The sequence below is a fragment of the Advenella alkanexedens genome, assembly GCF_019132845.1.
Taxonomy (GTDB): domain Bacteria; phylum Pseudomonadota; class Gammaproteobacteria; order Burkholderiales; family Burkholderiaceae_B; genus Advenella; species Advenella alkanexedens.
Map to the genome: position 1 here is coordinate 57,759 of NZ_JAHSPR010000003.1, position 16,617 is coordinate 74,375.

19 protein-coding genes are annotated in these 16,617 nt (G+C 53.2%); 11 read left to right on the forward strand and 8 right to left on the reverse strand.

Translation table 11 applies throughout. The features are described 5' to 3' along the window. The first annotated feature begins 22 nt into the window (after positions 1-22). From KU392_RS04760 to KU392_RS04775, 4 genes are all read left to right on the forward strand, one after another. The gene (locus KU392_RS04760; protein ID WP_169293067.1) at positions 23-271 is read left to right on the forward strand and encodes a GlsB/YeaQ/YmgE family stress response membrane protein; all 249 of its coding nucleotides are present in this window, start codon (positions 23-25) and stop codon (positions 269-271) included. A 118-nt stretch (positions 272-389) separates the two neighbouring features. Further along, positions 390-674, forward strand: a complete 285-nt coding sequence (locus tag KU392_RS04765; RefSeq protein WP_217734878.1) for a YkvA family protein — start codon at positions 390-392, stop codon at positions 672-674. A 38-nt stretch (positions 675-712) separates the two neighbouring features. Then, positions 713-2,089 (forward strand): DUF2868 domain-containing protein, encoded by a 1,377-nt coding sequence (locus KU392_RS04770; RefSeq protein WP_217734720.1) that lies wholly within the window; start codon positions 713-715, stop codon positions 2,087-2,089. Then, the gene (locus tag KU392_RS04775) at positions 2,089-3,480 is read left to right on the forward strand and encodes a GTPase/DUF3482 domain-containing protein (RefSeq protein ID WP_246587323.1); all 1,392 of its coding nucleotides are present in this window, start codon (positions 2,089-2,091) and stop codon (positions 3,478-3,480) included. Before KU392_RS04770 ends, KU392_RS04775 begins: the two co-directional genes overlap by 1 nt. Positions 3,481-3,602: 122 nt before the next feature. Here KU392_RS04775 and KU392_RS04780 read toward each other — a convergent pair whose 3' ends face one another. From KU392_RS04780 to KU392_RS04790, 3 genes are read right to left on the reverse strand one after another with little or no spacing between them, the layout of a single operon-like run. Further along, positions 3,603-4,100 carry a TPM domain-containing protein gene (locus KU392_RS04780; RefSeq protein ID WP_343212400.1) on the reverse strand — a complete coding sequence of 166 codons (498 nt, stop codon included), beginning with the start codon at positions 4,098-4,100 and terminating at the stop codon, positions 3,603-3,605. Further along, positions 4,090-5,004: a TPM domain-containing protein gene (locus KU392_RS04785; protein WP_246587324.1), complete on the reverse strand. Its 915-nt coding sequence runs from the start codon at positions 5,002-5,004 to the stop codon at positions 4,090-4,092. Before KU392_RS04785 ends, KU392_RS04780 begins: the two co-directional genes overlap by 11 nt. Further along, positions 5,004-5,630: a LemA family protein gene (locus KU392_RS04790; RefSeq protein ID WP_217734721.1), complete on the reverse strand. Its 627-nt coding sequence runs from the start codon at positions 5,628-5,630 to the stop codon at positions 5,004-5,006. Before KU392_RS04790 ends, KU392_RS04785 begins: the two co-directional genes overlap by 1 nt. A gap of 396 nt (positions 5,631-6,026) precedes the next feature. On the opposite strand from KU392_RS04790, the gene KU392_RS04795 reads away from it, so the two are divergent. From KU392_RS04795 to KU392_RS04810, 4 genes are all read left to right on the forward strand, one after another. Continuing rightward, positions 6,027-6,659, forward strand: coding sequence for a LysE family translocator (locus tag KU392_RS04795; RefSeq protein ID WP_217734722.1), 633 nt, complete (start codon positions 6,027-6,029; stop codon positions 6,657-6,659). A gap of 360 nt (positions 6,660-7,019) precedes the next feature. Further along, entirely contained in the window at positions 7,020-8,729 is a 1,710-nt protein-coding gene (locus tag KU392_RS04800; protein WP_217734723.1) for a ribonucleoside triphosphate reductase, read from the forward strand. A 56-nt stretch (positions 8,730-8,785) separates the two neighbouring features. Then, positions 8,786-8,965 carry an anaerobic ribonucleoside-triphosphate reductase gene (gene nrdD, locus KU392_RS04805; RefSeq protein ID WP_169293057.1) on the forward strand — a complete coding sequence of 60 codons (180 nt, stop codon included), beginning with the start codon at positions 8,786-8,788 and terminating at the stop codon, positions 8,963-8,965. Between the two features lie 41 nt (positions 8,966-9,006). Further along, positions 9,007-9,684, forward strand: a complete 678-nt coding sequence (locus KU392_RS04810; protein ID WP_217734881.1) for an anaerobic ribonucleoside-triphosphate reductase activating protein — start codon at positions 9,007-9,009, stop codon at positions 9,682-9,684. Here the strand turns inward: KU392_RS04810 and ubiT are convergent. The 4 genes from ubiT to ubiU all read right to left on the reverse strand — a co-directional run bounded on the left by ubiT (position 9,662) and on the right by ubiU (position 12,418). Continuing rightward, on the reverse strand, positions 9,662-10,171 hold the full coding sequence (gene ubiT, locus KU392_RS04815; RefSeq protein WP_217734724.1) for a ubiquinone anaerobic biosynthesis accessory factor UbiT: 510 nt from the start codon (positions 10,169-10,171) through the stop codon (positions 9,662-9,664). The two genes, KU392_RS04810 and ubiT, sit on opposite strands and share 23 nt — an antisense overlap. A 20-nt stretch (positions 10,172-10,191) precedes the next feature. Further along, positions 10,192-10,317 (reverse strand): hypothetical protein, encoded by a 126-nt coding sequence (locus tag KU392_RS14370; protein ID WP_281421599.1) that lies wholly within the window; start codon positions 10,315-10,317, stop codon positions 10,192-10,194. A 124-nt stretch (positions 10,318-10,441) separates the two neighbouring features. Beyond that, positions 10,442-11,329 carry a U32 family peptidase gene (locus KU392_RS04820; RefSeq protein ID WP_169293055.1) on the reverse strand — a complete coding sequence of 296 codons (888 nt, stop codon included), beginning with the start codon at positions 11,327-11,329 and terminating at the stop codon, positions 10,442-10,444. 36 nt (positions 11,330-11,365) lie between these two features. Further along, positions 11,366-12,418, reverse strand: coding sequence for a ubiquinone anaerobic biosynthesis protein UbiU (gene ubiU, locus KU392_RS04825; RefSeq protein WP_246587325.1), 1,053 nt, complete (start codon positions 12,416-12,418; stop codon positions 11,366-11,368). Between the two features lie 211 nt (positions 12,419-12,629). On the opposite strand from ubiU, the gene KU392_RS04830 reads away from it, so the two are divergent. Both KU392_RS04830 and KU392_RS04835 read left to right on the forward strand, forming a co-directional pair. After that, positions 12,630-12,857, forward strand: coding sequence for a DUF2249 domain-containing protein (locus KU392_RS04830; protein WP_217734725.1), 228 nt, complete (start codon positions 12,630-12,632; stop codon positions 12,855-12,857). Then, positions 12,857-14,161, forward strand: a complete 1,305-nt coding sequence (locus tag KU392_RS04835; protein WP_217734726.1) for a hypothetical protein — start codon at positions 12,857-12,859, stop codon at positions 14,159-14,161. The genes KU392_RS04830 and KU392_RS04835 overlap by 1 nt, the downstream gene beginning before the upstream one ends. Here KU392_RS04835 and KU392_RS04840 read toward each other — a convergent pair. After that, a complete protein-coding gene (locus KU392_RS04840) occupies positions 14,158-14,832 on the reverse strand; it encodes a Crp/Fnr family transcriptional regulator (protein WP_169293052.1) in 675 nt (224 codons plus the stop codon). The two genes, KU392_RS04835 and KU392_RS04840, sit on opposite strands and share 4 nt — an antisense overlap. 170 nt (positions 14,833-15,002) lie before the next feature. On the opposite strand from KU392_RS04840, the gene KU392_RS04845 reads away from it, so the two are divergent. After that, the gene (locus KU392_RS04845; protein ID WP_217734727.1) at positions 15,003-16,610 is read left to right on the forward strand and encodes a peptide chain release factor 3; all 1,608 of its coding nucleotides are present in this window, start codon (positions 15,003-15,005) and stop codon (positions 16,608-16,610) included. Positions 16,611-16,617 lie beyond the last annotated feature (7 nt).

The following is a 16,617-nucleotide window of genomic DNA, read 5'->3' on the forward strand; positions in this document are numbered from 1 at the left end:
TCATCCACTTGGAGCGTCATAAATGGATATTATCTGGGAAATTGTCATTGGTTTTCTGGTTGGTCTGGTGGCTCGTGCCCTAATGCCCGGCTCCCAATCATTGGGATTAATCATGACGACCCTGCTGGGTATTGTTGGCTCAGTCGTTGCCACCCATTTAGGTGTTGCTGTAGGTATTTACGAAGCCGGCAGCAGCGCGCGCTTTATTGGTTCGGTTGTTGGTGCCATGATTGTCCTGTTTGTTTATGGTGTAATCGCCAAAAAGAGATAGTGGCACGCCTGATCAATAGCGCATTCCAACACCCACAATTTTTTAAGGAAAAATAATGATTCAGTCCCGTTTCGGTGACCAATCAAGCTCTCGCAATCCTTCAGGCGTCATCAGCAAAATGGCACGCCTGGCAAAAAAGGCCGGCCGGCCTGTCATTGAAAAAGCCCTTTTCCTGTTTTTTGCCGTACACAACCCTAAAACACCGGCTTGGGCAAAACGCGTTATTTACGGTGCACTGGCCTATCTTGTCTTGCCGCTTGATGCCATTCCCGACCTGATGCCGATTGCCGGTTTTACCGATGACCTGGGTATTATTACCGCGGCCCTGGCAACGGTCTCTTTATATATTACCGCCGATGTTAAACAACAGGCACGACAAACATTAGACAAGTGGTTTGAATAAAGGCAATAATCGTTTATTTGCATTACTCACGATTATTTATGCCGCAGCACTCACTCAAGGATTACTGGATTACCGAAACCCTAAGGCTTAGGGAAGAACACTGGGGGCCCATTGAAGATACCACCCTGCTCCACCAGATCCGCCACAGCCAGGAACCTGTCAGCCAAAAAATCATCCAGCGCGCCACCCTGATCGCCAAGCGGGACGGGCTGGCGGCCACCATCGACAAATGGCGTGGCAACGCACGCCTGGCTTTTTGGGCCATGGCATTGCTGGCCATGCTTACAGGTATCGGCATGGCGGCCAGCGCCCTGGGAACAGCGCATGTCAACCTGCTACTGGCACTGGTTGCCTTGCTGGGCCTGCACGCCATTACCTACTTATTCTGGCTGCTGTCTTTTCTAGCCCCTTACCATGGCGGCACCTTGCTGGGCCAGGCCTGGCTTTGGCTGGGTAAAAAGCTGGCCCGTGGGCCCGATGCCACCCTGGCCCCACAGGCATTTATTAATATCCTTAACCAGAACAACGGCCTGCGCTGGCTGTTGTCGGCCATCAGCCATGGAATCTGGGTTGTGATCATGGCGACTGGCATTATCACTCTGCTGGCTCTGCTGGCGGCCCGGCAATATACCTTCGGCTGGGAAACCACCATCCTGCCCGCCTCTTCCTTTGTGTCCATCACCCAGGGTATTGGTTTTTTGCCGCATTTACTGGGTTTTTCCATTCCTTCGGCTGATATCATCCAGCAAAGCAGTGGCCTGCAAACCGCCGGTCCCGCATCACAGGCCATCTGGTCTTCCTGGCTGATTGGTGCAGTCATGGTGTACGGTTTGCTGCTGCGCCTGGCCAGCCTGCTGCTGTGCCTTTGGAAAACCCGGCAAGCCATCCACCAAATACAGATTGATGAAACCCTGCCCGCCTATGCCGGCCTGGTCGACCGCCTGTCCGCGCACAGTGAGCATATCGGGGTGGATGCCCCCGCCCCGGCCTTGCAAACCGCCCGGCGCAACACCCATCCTGCACTGGCACCGGCAGGCAGCCCGCTGGTGGTGGGGCTGGAGTTAAGCCCACGCGCGCCATGGCCGCCCTTTACCCTGCCCGCCACCGTGCATGACCAGGGCAAGCTCGAAAGCCGGGAACAGCGCCATCAGCTGCTGGCACATATGAGTCGCCAAACCGTACCCGCCCTGCTGATTGTGTGTGATGCCGCGCAAACCCCCGATCGCGGCACCCTGCATCTCATTACCGACCTGTCCAATCTGGCTTCGCGTACCGATATCTACCTGCAAACCGGTCACGACACAGCGGAAAACCGCCTGGAATTATGGAAAGAGCGCCTGCAGCAGGCAGGCTTTGGCCTTGAACAGTTGCATGACACACAAAAAACACTGCCATCCTGGATACAGGCAAATTGATGAATATGGAACCAAATAAAATATTGCATCTGGCGGTTGTTGGCCACACCAACACCGGCAAAACCTCATTATTAAGAACCCTTACCCATGATACCGGGTTTGGAGAGGTTGCCGACTTTCCCGGCACCACCCGCCATGTGGAAGGTGCCCGCCTGTTCCTGAACGGGCAGGCCGCGGTTGAACTGTTTGACACCCCGGGGCTGGAAGACGGCATTGCCCTGCTGGATTACCTGGACCAGCTTAAAGCGCAGACCCGTCAAGGCTCCTCCCGCTTTGATGGTCCGGAAAGCATTCAGCGCTTCCTTGACACGCCGGAAAGCAGGCAGCGTTTTGAACAGGAAGCCCGGGTTTTACGCAAACTGCTGGAATGTGATGCCGGTTTGTATGTCATTGATATTCGCGACCCCGTACTGGCCAAGCACCGGGATGAACTGGCCATTTTAAGCCGGTGCGGACGCCCGCTGGTACCCATTCTGAATTTCATGCACAGCAGCCCCAATTACCTGCCCGAGTGGAAAGAATCCCTGGGTCGCCTGGGCCTGCATTTAAGCATTGAGTTTGACTCGGTTGCCCCGGCCCTGGATGGTGAAGAACAGCTTTACCAGAAGCTGGCCCTGGTCCTGGACGGCCATGCCGCCATCCTGAAAGCACTGTCTGAGGACATCCACCGGCAGCGCAAACTGCGACGGGACATTGCCTACAACATGATTGCCGAGCTCCTGATTGATGTGGCCGCTTTTCGCTATACCTGCGCGGGTGATGAAGAAAGCATCAAAAGCGCCACGGCCCTGTTACAGGACGTGATCCGCCAGCGGGAGCAGGAAAGCATCCAGGCCCTGCTAACGCATTACCGTTTCAGGCAGGAAGACTATCCCGACCAGACCCTGCCCATTGAAGGTGGGCGCTGGGGCATGGACCTGTTCCAACCGCAAGCATTGATGGAAATGGGCATCCAGGTGAGTAAAGGGTTTGTGGCCGGGGCCATGGCCGGCGCAGCGGTCGATGTCATGTCAGCCGGCCTGAGTCTGGGCACCGCCACCCTGATTGGTGGCGTGATTGGCAGCGTATGGCAAGGTGTGGACAAGTTTGGCAAGCGCATTCTGGGCAAGCTGCAGGGCTACCGCGAAATTACCCTTGATGACGCGATTATCCGCCTGCTGGGCATCCGCAGCCTGCAATTGCTTAATGCCCTGGAAATGCGTGGCCACGCAGACCAGCGCCCCATTATGCTGAACACGGAAACCGTTACCGGCCAATTCAAGGACGGTGACCTGCCGGAGGAGATCCTGGAAGCCCGCAGCCTGCCGCAATGGTCCAAAATGAGCGAGCATTTTGAAACCGGCGCCCGCCGTAATGCGGCCATCAAGTCGCTGGCACGTAAACTTCGTTAACAGGTGCTGAAGGGCGGGGTTATTTCCTGGTTCCCATGCTCCTGCGTGGGAACCGCTACATGATATGTCTGGCTTCCGTTCTCCGCGTGGGAACGCTCCGCGTCGTACGGAAACGCCTGCCCTTAAAGCATCACCGGCGCATCAGGCAGGAAATTGGGGCCATTTTCACCCGCTTCCTGAGCGCAATATTGGGCCAGAATGGCCTCTAGCCCCATCACCGCTTCGGTCAGGCCTTCCTGGTATTGGTCTTCGGCAAAACGCAGTTCCAGCCCGGTGCAAATCGCCTTCCATTCATGCTCTGCCGCTTTCAGACCCTTATCGGCAACAATTTCAATCTTGTGCCGGTCTAGCGCGATATACAGCAACACCCCCGTATTATGGGGCGTATCCCATACCCGCAGGCGGCCAAATACTTCCAGGGCCCGTTCGGCACTGCTTTTTACATGCGAAGGCATGGCCGCTTCTATGGCGACAACCAGCTCGCCATGATGATGGGTTTCTTCACTTAAGCGGATCTGCTCGGTAATGTCCTTCATGAAACCGGCGTGAAAATGCTTGCGTCTCAGCCACCAGCCATGCATCGAATCCAGATCGAGCCATTTTAACCATTTACCAGCCACCGGATGCTCCTCCTCCGCCACTGCTTCCGCCACCACCGCCGCCGAAGCCACCGCCCCCACCAAAACCGCCGCCACCGCCACCAAAGCCGCCGCTCCCAAAACCACCACCAAAACCGTCACGTCTGCCACGGCCACGGCTGGCACTGCTGATCTTGCGTGCAGGCATGAATTTATGGGCAATAAAACTGATTAAAAACCCGCCCACGGCACCCAGCAGGGCAAAACCGAAGCTGCCGGTGACACCAAAAATAACCACCCCGGCAATGACCGCTGCCAGAATGGCCGGCCACATGGAAATAAAAAACACCAGGAAAATGAAAAACGGCCAGTCACCTTCATCAAAATCGGATGACTGCTGCCAATCATTAACGGGTGGGGGCAGTTCTTCGGTTTCAATCAGGCCCACCAGCGCATCAACGCCGGCCTGTACCCCACCAGCATAGTCGTCCATCTTGAAATGCGGCGCCACATGATCATTGATAATCCGCGAGGCAAGCACATCGGGTACGGCGCCTTCCAGGCCATAGCCCACTTCCAGCCGCATGCGACGGTCATCCTTGGCAATCAAGAAAAGAATGCCATCATCCACCTTGGCCCGGCCCACTTTCCATTCATCAAATACCCGGCGCGAATAGGTTTCAACCGTGTCAGGCCCCACTGTGGGCACCATTAGCACAAACACCTGGGCACCCTTGCTTTTTTCAAGGGCCTCCAGTTTTTGTTCGATGTCAGCCTGCTGCGTAACAGAAAGCGTACCAGTCAGATCGCTTACCCGCGCCTGCAGGTTGGGCACGGGCACCCGTTCCTGGGCGCTGGCCTGCCACCCGGCCAATGCCAGCAGCATGAAAAGCAATGACAGGACATAGCGTGTCATAGCGGGGCAACGGAAAGCTGAGGCAGACATTACTGTACCGTTGCGGGTTGATTGGCCCGTGGCGAAGTATCAAATTTCACTTCGGGAACGCGCATGATTTCCGCCTGGTTTTCCACCCCGAAATTGGGTTTGACATCGTAGCCAAAGATTTTGGCGGTAATCAAGGTGGGGAACGTACGGATCAGCGTATTGTAATTTTGCACTTCTTTAATATAACGACCGCGGGCAGTGGCAATCCGGTTTTCTGTGCCTTCGAGCTGCACGTTAAGATCGCGGAACAAGGCATCCGCCTTCAGTTGTGGGTAGTTTTCTGACACCGCGATCAAACGGGACAATGCAGAAGTAAGCTGCCCTTGGGCGGCCTGGAACTGAGCCAGTTCTTCACCGGTAGGCAGTTTGTCTGCCGACACCTGCACCGAGCCCACCCGTGAACGGGCATTGGTCACTTCGGTCAGCACCTCGCGCTCATTAACCATATAAGCATTAACACTGGACACCAGCTGGGGCACCAGGTCGGCACGGCGCTGGTACTGGTTAAGGGTCTCGGACCAGGAAGCCTTGACACCTTCATCCAGCGTCTGGATCTCGTTATAGCCACAGCCAGCCAAAACCGTTGACAGAAAAAAAACACTAATGAGGGAAAAAATTCGTTTCATGGCTTCTCTTTAAGACTTGAATAAGCAAGGCCAAGGCAAAACAGGCCTGTTCAGGGGAATTATATCCTGCCAATGCATGCAAGTCGTTGTAAAAAAACGGCGTAAGCAGGGTAATCGGGTTAATTAACGCAAAAACCAAGGCAAACCAGCCCAGCCTGAGTTTAAGCGGCCCATATTTCCTCCTGCCGGACAGCCACTATAAGCCACACAACCCAAACGTCAATCCACCCGGATTTTAAGTGGTAACTGCGCTACAATTTTGTCTTTATATCCGTCCATCAGCTTTTCGTCTGGATGCAAATTTACATTACCGGCACTTCAGATTTTGACCAAAATCTGAACACTGTTCGGTGCTGCTAATAAAATACCTCACTATTTCTGGCTCATGCGTTAATCATGTCTCTTTCCGTCTGGCTTACCCTTTTTGCCGCTTCCTGGGCTATTTCAATCTCACCCGGGCCGGGTGCCGTGGCGTCCATGTCATCGGGTTTGCGCTTTGGATTCAAACGCGGGTACTGGAATGCCATTGGCCTGGCTATTGGCCTGGCCATCCAGTTTGTGATTAGCGTGATTGGTGTTGGTGCCCTGCTCGCCACCTCTGAAACGGCATTTAATATCGTCAAGTGGGCGGGCGTGCTTTATCTTGTTTACCTGGGCTATAAACAGTACCGTTCGCCGGTGGCCATGATCCGGCTTGAACAGGATTCCGTACCCAACACACCGGCTCAAAAACTGGTTATGCAGGGCATCCTGGTGAATATCATGAACCCCAAAGGGGCCATCTTCCTGCTGGCAGTCATTCCGCAGTTCCTGGACCTGTCCAAACCGCTGCTTATCCAGTATGCCTTAATTGCCTCTACCCTGTGCGCTGTGGACCTGGCCGTGATGGCCGTTTATACCGGGCTGGCTGCCAAGGTCATGCACCTCATGCGCAACCCGCATCATGCGGCCAGAATGAATAAATTTTTTGGGATTTTATTTATTCTGGCTGCCCTGTTTATGGCAGGCATGGGGCAAAAACTGGCTTGAGGCGTGTTTCTGTACAGGAAGCTGACTGTATGCATTCCCACGCAGGAGCGTGGGAACGAGGACGAGTTGAGTGCGGGAAGCGGTCTGTTTCTTCTTCCGATGCTCCTGCGTGAGAATGAGGATTCGTAGCGAGTAAAGTAAAGCGTTCTGACACTGCCGATGCAGCGACTTCGGCGCGAAGCGGCGTCGGAGCAAATCGGCAGTGTCAGAACGCGCTGCCAAATAAATATAATAAGAATCCGGCAGAAGATTAATCCAGATCAAGCTATCCGCTTTTATTACAAAGCCGCTCTTGAAACAACTATATCTTGTGTTTAATATCACAAAAAACACCACATATAGTTTTTCAAGGATGAACGCATGTCACAGGAAAGCCTGATCAATGCCCAGACCAGCATTGATGAATATCTCAGCCAAGCCGACTGGCGTGTTAACGCCAATGCCAACCAGGGTTACTCGTTGGGCGGCCTGATTCTGAACATTTCGGGCAAAATGATTGCCACCTACTGGCTTAACCACATTTATCCACCTGAAGTCGGCCAGGCCCACCGTGATGCTGACTTGCACATCCATGACCTGGACATGCTTTCCGGCTACTGTGCCGGCTGGTCACTGCGTACCCTGCTGAACGAAGGGCTGAATGGCGTTCCCGGCAAAGTGGAGTCTTCCCCGCCCAAACACATGTCCAGCGCGATCGGGCAAATTGTGAATTTTTTGGGTACCCTGCAAAATGAATGGGCCGGCGCCCAGGCTTTCAGCTCTTTCGACACCTACATGGCACCCTATGTCCGGGTCGACAAACTTGACTACCCCACCGTCAGGCAATACATGCAGGAACTCATCTATAACCTGAACGTGCCTTCACGCTGGGGTACGCAAACCCCTTTTACCAACCTGACTTTTGACTGGGTCTGCCCCGAAGACCTGCGCGAACAAACGCCGGTTATCGCCGGTAAGGAAATGCCGTTTTACTATGGCGACCTGCAAACCGAAATGGACATGATTAACCGCGCCTACATTGAAATCATGATGCAGGGCGATGAAAAAGGCCGGGTCTTCACCTTTCCGATTCCCACCTATAACATTACCGAAGACTTCGACTGGCACAGCCCCAACGCCGAACTGATGTTTGAAATGACCGCCAAATATGGCCTGCCGTATTTCCAGAATTTCATTAATTCCGAACTCAAGCCCAATATGATCCGCTCCATGTGCTGCCGCCTGCAGCTGGACCTGCGCGAACTGCTCAAGCGGGGCAATGGCCTGTTCGGTTCGGCGGAACAAACCGGTTCCCTGGGTGTGGTTACCATTAACTGCGCCCGCCTTGGCTACCAATATGCCGGCAATGAAGCCGCCCTGTTTAAGCGGCTGGACGAACTAATGGAACTGGGCAAAACCAGCCTGGAACTGAAGCGCACGGAAATCCAGAAACACATGGATAACGGCCTGTTTCCCTACACCAAACGTTACCTGGGCACCCTGCGCAACCACTTTTCAACCCTGGGGGTGAATGGCATTAATGAAATGATCCGCAACTTCACTCATGACGAACATGATATTACGTCTGAATGGGGGCATGACTTCGCCATCCGCCTGCTGGATCATATCCGCGCCAAAATGCTGGTTTTCCAGGAAGAAACCGGCCATATGTACAACCTGGAAGCCACCCCTGCCGAAGGCACCACCTACCGTTTTGCCAAAGAAGACCGCAAGCGCTTTCCCGGCATTTTACAGGCGGGCACGACCGACATGCCCTATTACACCAACTCATCCCAGCTGCCGGTGGGTTTCACCGACGACCCCTTCGAGGCACTGGAAAGGCAAGACGACCTGCAACGCAAATACACTGGCGGCACCGTTTTGCACCTGTACATGACCGACCCGCTTTCCACGGCGGATGCCTGCCGCAACCTGGTCAGGCGCGCCCTAAGCCGCTTTCATTTGCCTTACATCACCGTGACGCCCACGTTTTCCATTTGCCCCAAGCACGGCTACCTGGGCGGAAGCCATAAATTCTGCCCGAAATGCGACGATGAACTGATTCAGAAAAAACTGAAAGAAGCCGCATAGATCCATTTAACCCAAACCAGCCCAATCCAAACAAATTTAATCTTAAAGGAATAGAAATGAAAAATACCCTCATGAACAAACCTGCAAATATCACACTGAGCGACGACGAGCGCCAGCCATGCGAAATCTGGACCCGGGTCATGGGCTACCACCGCCCGGTTTCTTCATTCAATATTGGCAAAAAAGGCGAATTTCATGAAAGAAAATACTTCAGCGAAAAAGAGGCCCGCCTTTGATTCCTGACGCAGCACCCGTTTCTTCACTCAGGGTTGGGGGCATGACCCCCTTCAGCACCTCGGACTACCCTGGCCAGATGGCCGCCGTGCTTTTTGTGCAAGGCTGCCCCTGGCGTTGCGGTTACTGCCATAACCCGCATTTGCAGGAACGGGGAACCGACACCCCCCTGGACTGGGGCGACATCATGACATTCCTGCAGCGGCGTGCCGGCCTGATTGATGCCGTGGTATTCAGTGGTGGTGAACCCACCATCGACCCGGCCCTGGAAAATGCCATGCAACAGGTAAAGACACTTGGTTATAAAATCGGCCTGCACTGCGCGGGCATTTACCCTCGACGGCTCAAAGAAGTGCTGCCACTGGTGGACTGGGTGGGTCTGGATATCAAGGCCACATTCAACAAGTACGCCCATATCACGCAATTTGCCGGCAGTGGTGACCAGGCCCTGGCCTGTTTACAGGCAGTGCTGGCCAGCGGGGTCGACTACGAACTGCGCACCACCCTGCACCCCCTGCTGCTACCCGAAGAAGACTTATTGGAACTGGCCAGAAGCCTGGCCAAAATGAAGGTGAATAATTATGTCTGGCAACTGTTTCGTGACCAGGGTTGCAACGATGCCGTCCTGAACAATGCCAGTCTGGCAGGATACCCGTCTGAATCACTGGTTGAGCAGGTATCGGCCATGTTTACGCGCTTTACGTTAAAGAAGAATGCCTAGCATCATTATCATTGGCAGGCTTGACCAGCCGGCCAATGATTTGCATGCCGGGCAGTTTTTTTAATACCTGCTCGGGCGACAGCACCGATAAATCAATGCCATCCAGCGTGTTTTTAACCATCAGGCCCAGCTCGGTATCGCCTTCTATCATCATGCGACGGCTGAAAAAAAGAGTATCAGGATCTTCCTTGCGCTGTATCATCTGCCAATAATCATATAAGCTTGAAGAAATGATCAGGTCGGGCTCATCAGGATGCCTGCCACAGGCCACAAACGCACGGTTGCGCCAGCTATAGTCAAAAGCAATGCCGGCATCTTTTACCACCAGGCGCAATTTTTTCTCTTCAAGACGGGCCAGTACATCTTCGGGCAAATGCTTTTTCAATAACAGGTTAAGCCCGTTGACAAAGAAAAACGTGCCGGGATAAGACGGCAGTTTTGAAAAAACCGTTTTTACAAACGGTGGAAGCAAAAAAGGCTTGTCCATACTATTTCTCCAAAAATGGCTTAAGCTGCCACCTGTTCAAGGCCCGGCTTGCCATGCCAATAGCCATTGCAGCCTTTTTCAGGCATCAAGGGTTCAATCTGTGCCATGGCACTGGCCACATCAAGGCGACTGTTTCTCGTTCCCACGCGCTTGCATGGGAATGCATCTGGTGGTATTTGTTTCTTTTCTCGTTCCCACGCTCCTGCGTGGGAATGCATATGGTGGTGTATATTCCCACGCAGGAGCGTGGGAACAAGGGTCAATAATGGCTTACGCCGCCACCTGTTCAAGCCCCGGCTTGCCATGCCAGTAGCCATTGCAGCCTTTTTCAGGCATTAAAGGTTCAATTTGTGCCATGGCATCGGCCACACTCATGCGGTGATTAATAACGGCATCATACAGCTCAACAATTCTGTCGGTATCGCGCCATTGCGGGCTGATCCGGACAATATCCACGCCCGTTTCACGCATGCTGTCAATGTCCGCCAACAGGTTATACACCAGCGCCGACTGGGTTTGTATACCGTTAAGCACCAGGAAAGGCTGGCTTTCACGGGTTTTCATCATGAGGCCATCGGGGTGTTCCATACACACGTACTGGCAATTGTCTTTGGGCAGATTGCGGTTGCGGGCGGTAAAACAGCGGGCTGAAAAGGCCAGTGGCAAACGGCCGTAGGCAAACACTTCGGTTTCTACCGGAAACTGTTTTTCGGCCAGAATGCTGGCCAGGCCGGCCTGCCCCATTTCCAGCGGCATCACCCAGCGCCTGGCCCCCTGTTTGACCAGCAACTCAAGGGATGGCGTACTGAACAGGTTTAAAAAAGGACCCGCCACAAAACCTTGCCCTTGCAGGCAATGCACTGCGCCCATGTCATTGGCTTCCACCATGAACATGTCATTGGTGGCAATTTTTCTTAGGGTTTTAAGGTCGCTTTCGCCTTCCAGCAAGGTTTGCGTGGACAAAACCACTTCTTTTCCACACGCTTTCAGGTCTTTCGCAATATCCAGCCAGTCGGGCAGGCGCAGTTCATGGCGGCGCGAACAGACCGTTTCCCCAAGATACACGATTTGTGCGGCGCTTTCGGCCATTTTTCCGTAAAAAGACACGACTTCATTGCGTGACCAGTAATACTGTATGGGTCCCAGTGCGATTTTCACAAGAATACCTTTATGCAAATATATTTGATAATTGAACTATTTCCAGGGACGACTATAGGCACCCAAGGTATGCTGCTGCCCTTCAGCCACTTTATTCAGGCTGGCCATCCATTCGGGCCTGACTGAATAGCGTTGCGCCTGGGACAGGCAGTTGTCAATTGCCTGGCGCCATACCTTGGTGACCTGGCCCACATAGGCCGGACTGCGCTGGCGACCTTCAATTTTGATGCCACGCACGCCCAGCTGCACCAGTCGGGGCAAAATTTCCAGCGTATTCAGGCTGGTGGGTTCTTCAATGGCATAATAATTTTCATCTTCAACATCAAACCGGCCTTTGCACAAGGTGGGGTAACCGGCATTTTCATTATCGCCATAGCGGTCAATCAGCACACCGTTAAGACGTGACTCAAGCCCCTTGGGGGTTTGTTGCCAGCGCACCGCCTTGGCCGGCGAACACACGCCATGCGTATTGGGTGATTCGCCCGTGACATAAGAAGAAAGGGCACAACGCCCTTCCACCATGACGCACAGGCTGCCAAAACCGAAGACTTCTATTTCCACCGTGGTGCTTTCTGCCACCCTCTCTACCTGGGCCAGCGAAAGCACCCGTGGCAAAATAACCCGCGTAATGCCAAACTGCTGCTGGTAATAAGCAATCGCCTCGTAATTGGTGGCCGAGCCCTGTACCGACAAATGCCGGTGCAGATCAGGATATTTATCAGCCGCGTAAGCCATTAAACCCAGATCGCCCATAATAAGGGCATCTGCCCCCATGCCGGCAGCATGGTCGATGGCTTGTGTCCATAAGCCGGCGCTGCCGGGCTGGGGATACGTATTAAGGGCGACAAACACCCGGCAACCGCGTGCATGAGCGTAGCTGATCCCTTCGCGTATGGCGGCATCATCAAAATTAAGCCCGGCAAAATTGCGGGCATTGGTGGCATCCCGGAACCCCAGATAGACACAGTCTGCACCGTTATCCACGGCATTTTTCAGGGCGGGCAGGCTGCCGGCCGGACACACCAACTCTATGACAGGCTGCGCGGATTCTGGCTGGCCATGACCGTTAATTGACATAAAACTTGACATATTGGTTTAATCTTGAATTTTATTGAGGCTTGAAATCAAGCAAAGAATAATGGTTGAATATAACAACCACGATCCTTGCATAACCTTGAGCAAAATCAAGAAAAAGCAAGGCATCAATATTAATTTGATAATATATTGATATGTATCTACATAATGTCTGCTGGCGATTTCTTTACCAGACTCACAACCCGTTTTAATTGATGGATTAAACATGAATAATGATATTCAGCTGGACGTACGGGGCTTACCCCCTCCTGAACCCATGGAGCGGGTCCTGGAGTTATTGCCCCAAATCGACAACGGTGAAAAACGCCTGTGCATCCTGATAGACCGTGAACCCATTCCCCTGTTTCGCATTCTTGAAAGCGAACAATTCGAATACAGCATCCGCAAGCAGCCTGATTACTCTTATGAAGTAATCATCTGGAAAAAGGCCTAATGCAACGTGCCTTAACGTTCGAGCGCATGCCAGGTCTGATGGCACCCATGCGTTTTTTTCTGGCTGCCCCGCTGTTTGCCATGCTAGCGGCCCTGGTATTGCTGTTTTCCGGCCCCGATGCCTGGTCAAGTCGCTGGTCACCGGTCATGTTAAGTGTTACCCATCTTTTCACGCTGGGCATTCTGACCATGAGCATGGCTGGCTCATTAATCCAGCTCTTGCCGGTGGCCTTCCGCATCCAGATTCCATGGCCAGATCTACTGGGTCTGATTGTCTTCCTGCTGCTGGGACCCGGAACTTTAATCCTGGCAGGTGCCTTCCTTACCCTTTCCAACCCGCTTTTCATCATGGCGGCCACCCTGCTGGGAAGTGGTCTGGCCATTTTCATTTTTACACTTAATCTTGGGTTCTGGCTGTCACGCAAACAGCAGGCGGAAAAAGCCAGGGCGTCCATTCTGGCAATACGATATAGCGTCGCCAGCCTGACCATCACGGTTATGCTTGGTTTCACCCTGGTCTATGCCTTTATCAACCCCTTGAACCTGTCTTTGGTGGCCCTGACCAACCTGCATGCCTTGTGGGGCCTGGCCGGCTGGGTCGCCATTTTGCTGATGGGCATCAGCTTTCAGGTCATACCCCTGTTTCAGGTCACGGAAATTTATCCCGCCCGCATGACGCAACGCCTGTTGCCGGTGCTTTTTGTCGTGTTGCTGCTCTGGACTGTTTTTTCTGAGTGGTTTGGCCTGCATGCGGATATGCTTCAAACCATACTGGTTTTTATGCTGGCCCTGCTGGCCATTATTTTCACCATCCAGACCTGCATTTTACTTAAAGGCCGCAAACGGCCCGAACCCGATGTCACCACCCTGTTCTGGCGGCTGTCACTGGCCAGCCTGTTTGGCAGCTGCATCCTGTTAGCGCTACTGCAACAGTTTAGCCTGCCGCAACTGGAGCTGTCACTGGGCATATTATTTATTCTGGGCTGCGCCTATTCCGCCATTAATGGCATGTTATACAAAATTGTGCCCTTCCTGGTCCTGTTGCACAGCCAGGAAATCGTCCCGTTCCGTTCGGGCGCCGTGCCCAAAATAAAAGATATTTTGCCCGAAGCCAGGGCCATGCGCCAGTTTTGGGTGCAGTTGTTGACCGTGCCGGCCATGCTCGCCGCAGCCTGGCAAATACCCGGCTTTGTCACCCTGGCGGCATTGTTACTGCTGATCTCGGCAGGCATGCTGTTTTTCAATTTGCTGGGGGCCGTCAGCATCTACCGCCGGCTTGCCAAACAATATAAAAAAACCGCTTAAAAATCAATAAGCCCCTGCATGTCCAGAATGGTAATTTCCTTTCCTTTTACCTTGATCAGGCCATGCGTGCTTAAATCGAGCAAAATACGCGAAAAGTGTTCCGGGGTAATGTTAAGGCGCGAAGCAATAATAGCTTTGCTGGTGCTTAATGTAATGGTTTCCCCGTTTTCACAATGATCGTGCTTAAGCAAATAACCAATCACCCGCTGTGCGCCTGAACGCAGGGAATAGGACTCGACGTCTTCCATCAGGCCATATAAGCGCTGGCTCAGCCCCTTGAGCATATTGAAGGTGAGATTCTGGCTTTTGGCCAATTCGGCATTAATCACATTGCGACTGACATGCAGCACCAGGCAATCCTCCAGCGCCTGTGCCGTCACGATATAGTTCTTGCCCATAAACATGAGCGCCTCACCAAAGCTGTCACCGGCACGAATGATCTTGACCACCTTTTCATTGCCGGGTGATGAAACCACTGACAGTTTGATCTGGCCATAGATAAGCACATGCAGGCCCAGACAAGGCTCACCACGCTGAAACACAATTTCGCCGCGCCTGACCTGCATTTCGGTGGTTCCCAACGCGATGGCATCCAGCTCGGCCGGTTCCAGTTCGCTAAATAGGGGAACATTGGAAAGAAAGTCCTGTATTTTAATTTTCCTGTTTGCCATAATGACTTAGCCTTTGCAATCCTTTTCTTTCACAAAAAATACCGATAAAGATTATAATAAACAACATTTTCTGGCATTCTACCAATGTTTTTTGCACGAATCCCCGAATCATCCATCAATCTGTTGCCTTATCATCCCATCCCGGGTGACTTATATACCGTTTTTAATTAATGTCACACTTATCAATCAAGCAGGAAGTGGCCCGCCGCCGCACCTTTGCCATTATTTCCCACCCCGATGCCGGTAAAACCACCCTTACCGAGAAACTGCTCCTGTTCGCAGGTGCAATTCAGATCGCCGGTAGCGTAAAAGCAAGAAAAGCAAGCCGCCACGCCTCTTCCGACTGGATGGAAATCGAAAAGCAACGGGGAATTTCAGTTGCGTCATCCGTCATGCAAATGGAATACAAGAATTGTGTCATCAATCTGCTGGATACCCCCGGACACCAGGACTTCTCTGAAGACACCTATCGGGTACTGACCGCAGTGGACGCTGCCATCATGGTGGTTGATGCCGCAAACGGGATTGAACCGCAAACCATTCGCCTGCTGCAGGTTTGCCGGGCGCGCAACACTCCCATTCTCACCTTCATCAACAAACTAGACCGCGAAGTCCGTGAACCCCTGGACCTGCTGGGTGAAATTGAATCCCATCTGGGTATGGACACCATCCCGTTTACCTGGCCGATTGGCATGGGTAAATCATTCGGTGGTGTTTATGACCTGCAGCTGGACCGTATGCGTCTGTTCCGTCCCGGCCAGGAAAAACGCGGCACCGATGAGTTTATCGAAGGCCTGGACAACCCACTGATCCAGGAAAAATTCGGCTCCGCCTTCGACAAGGCCCACGAAGAAATTTCCCTCATCAAGGAAGCCACCCCCGATTTTGACCACGACGCCTTTCTGGCTGGCAAACAAACACCGGTCTTTTTCGGCTCGGCCGTTAACAACTTTGGTGTGCAAGAGGTGCTTGACGCCCTCGTTAAATGGGCGCCCAAACCGGGGCCCCGCCAGGCGCTGGAACGCATCGTGCAACCCGATGAGCCCAAATTTTCCGGGGTCGTCTTCAAGGTACAGGCCAATATGGACCCGGCCCACCGCGACCGCGTGGCCTTTGTGCGGGTCAGTTCGGGCAAGTTTGAACGTGGCATGCGCCTGAAAGTCAGCCGTACCGGCAAGGAAATCCGTCCCAACAACGTGGTTTCTTTCCTGTCGCAACGCCGTGATCTGCTTGATGAGGCCTACGCAGGTGATGTCATTGGTATTCCCAACCACGGTGTCCTGCACCTGGGCGATGTCCTGACCGAAGGCGAAACCCTGCAATTTACCGGATTGCCATTCTTTGCTCCTGAGCTATTCCAGGGCGTCGAAGTCAAAGATCCATTGCGTACCAAGCAACTTCGCACCGGCCTGACCCAATTGGGAGAGGAAGGCGCCATTCAGGTATTTCGTCCGGAAGCCGCCGGTGGTGCCCTGTTGCTGGGTGCCGTTGGTCAATTACAATTTGAAGTGGTTGCTCACCGCCTGAAAACCGAATATGGGGTGGAAGCGCGTTTAATGCCATCCAGATATACCATGGCACGCTGGGTAACCAGTGACAACCCGAAAGCACTGCGCAAATTCATGGACAGCAATGCTGCCCATATCGCTTACGATGTGGTTGATGCGCTGGCTTTTCTGATTACTTCTCCTGCCCAGCTTCGTGTTGCCCAGGAACTGAATCCTGAAATTAATTTTCACGCAATGCGTGAACATGCCGGGCAGGTGTTCCAGGAATAAAGCTAAA

Coding starts and splice junctions, on each gene's coding strand:
- KU392_RS04760 (WP_169293067.1), top strand. CDS start 23: ATGGATATTATCTGGGAAATTGTCATTGGTTTTCTGGTTGGTCTGGTG.
- KU392_RS04765 (WP_217734878.1), top strand. CDS start 390: ATGGCACGCCTGGCAAAAAAGGCCGGCCGGCCTGTCATTGAAAAAGCC.
- KU392_RS04770 (WP_217734720.1), top strand. CDS start 713: ATGCCGCAGCACTCACTCAAGGATTACTGGATTACCGAAACCCTAAGG.
- KU392_RS04775 (WP_246587323.1), top strand. CDS start 2,089: ATGAATATGGAACCAAATAAAATATTGCATCTGGCGGTTGTTGGCCAC.
- KU392_RS04785 (WP_246587324.1), bottom strand. CDS start 5,004: ATGTCTGCCTCAGCTTTCCGTTGCCCCGCTATGACACGCTATGTCCTG.
- KU392_RS04790 (WP_217734721.1), bottom strand. CDS start 5,630: ATGAAACGAATTTTTTCCCTCATTAGTGTTTTTTTTCTGTCAACGGTT.
- KU392_RS04795 (WP_217734722.1), top strand. CDS start 6,027: ATGTCTCTTTCCGTCTGGCTTACCCTTTTTGCCGCTTCCTGGGCTATT.
- KU392_RS04800 (WP_217734723.1), top strand. CDS start 7,020: ATGTCACAGGAAAGCCTGATCAATGCCCAGACCAGCATTGATGAATAT.
- nrdD (WP_169293057.1), top strand. CDS start 8,786: ATGAAAAATACCCTCATGAACAAACCTGCAAATATCACACTGAGCGAC.
- KU392_RS04810 (WP_217734881.1), top strand. CDS start 9,007: ATGACCCCCTTCAGCACCTCGGACTACCCTGGCCAGATGGCCGCCGTG.
- ubiT (WP_217734724.1), bottom strand. CDS start 10,171: ATGGACAAGCCTTTTTTGCTTCCACCGTTTGTAAAAACGGTTTTTTCA.
- ubiU (WP_246587325.1), bottom strand. CDS start 12,418: ATGTCAAGTTTTATGTCAATTAACGGTCATGGCCAGCCAGAATCCGCG.
- KU392_RS04830 (WP_217734725.1), top strand. CDS start 12,630: ATGAATAATGATATTCAGCTGGACGTACGGGGCTTACCCCCTCCTGAA.
- KU392_RS04835 (WP_217734726.1), top strand. CDS start 12,857: ATGCAACGTGCCTTAACGTTCGAGCGCATGCCAGGTCTGATGGCACCC.
- KU392_RS04840 (WP_169293052.1), bottom strand. CDS start 14,832: ATGGCAAACAGGAAAATTAAAATACAGGACTTTCTTTCCAATGTTCCC.
- KU392_RS04845 (WP_217734727.1), top strand. CDS start 15,003: ATGTCACACTTATCAATCAAGCAGGAAGTGGCCCGCCGCCGCACCTTT.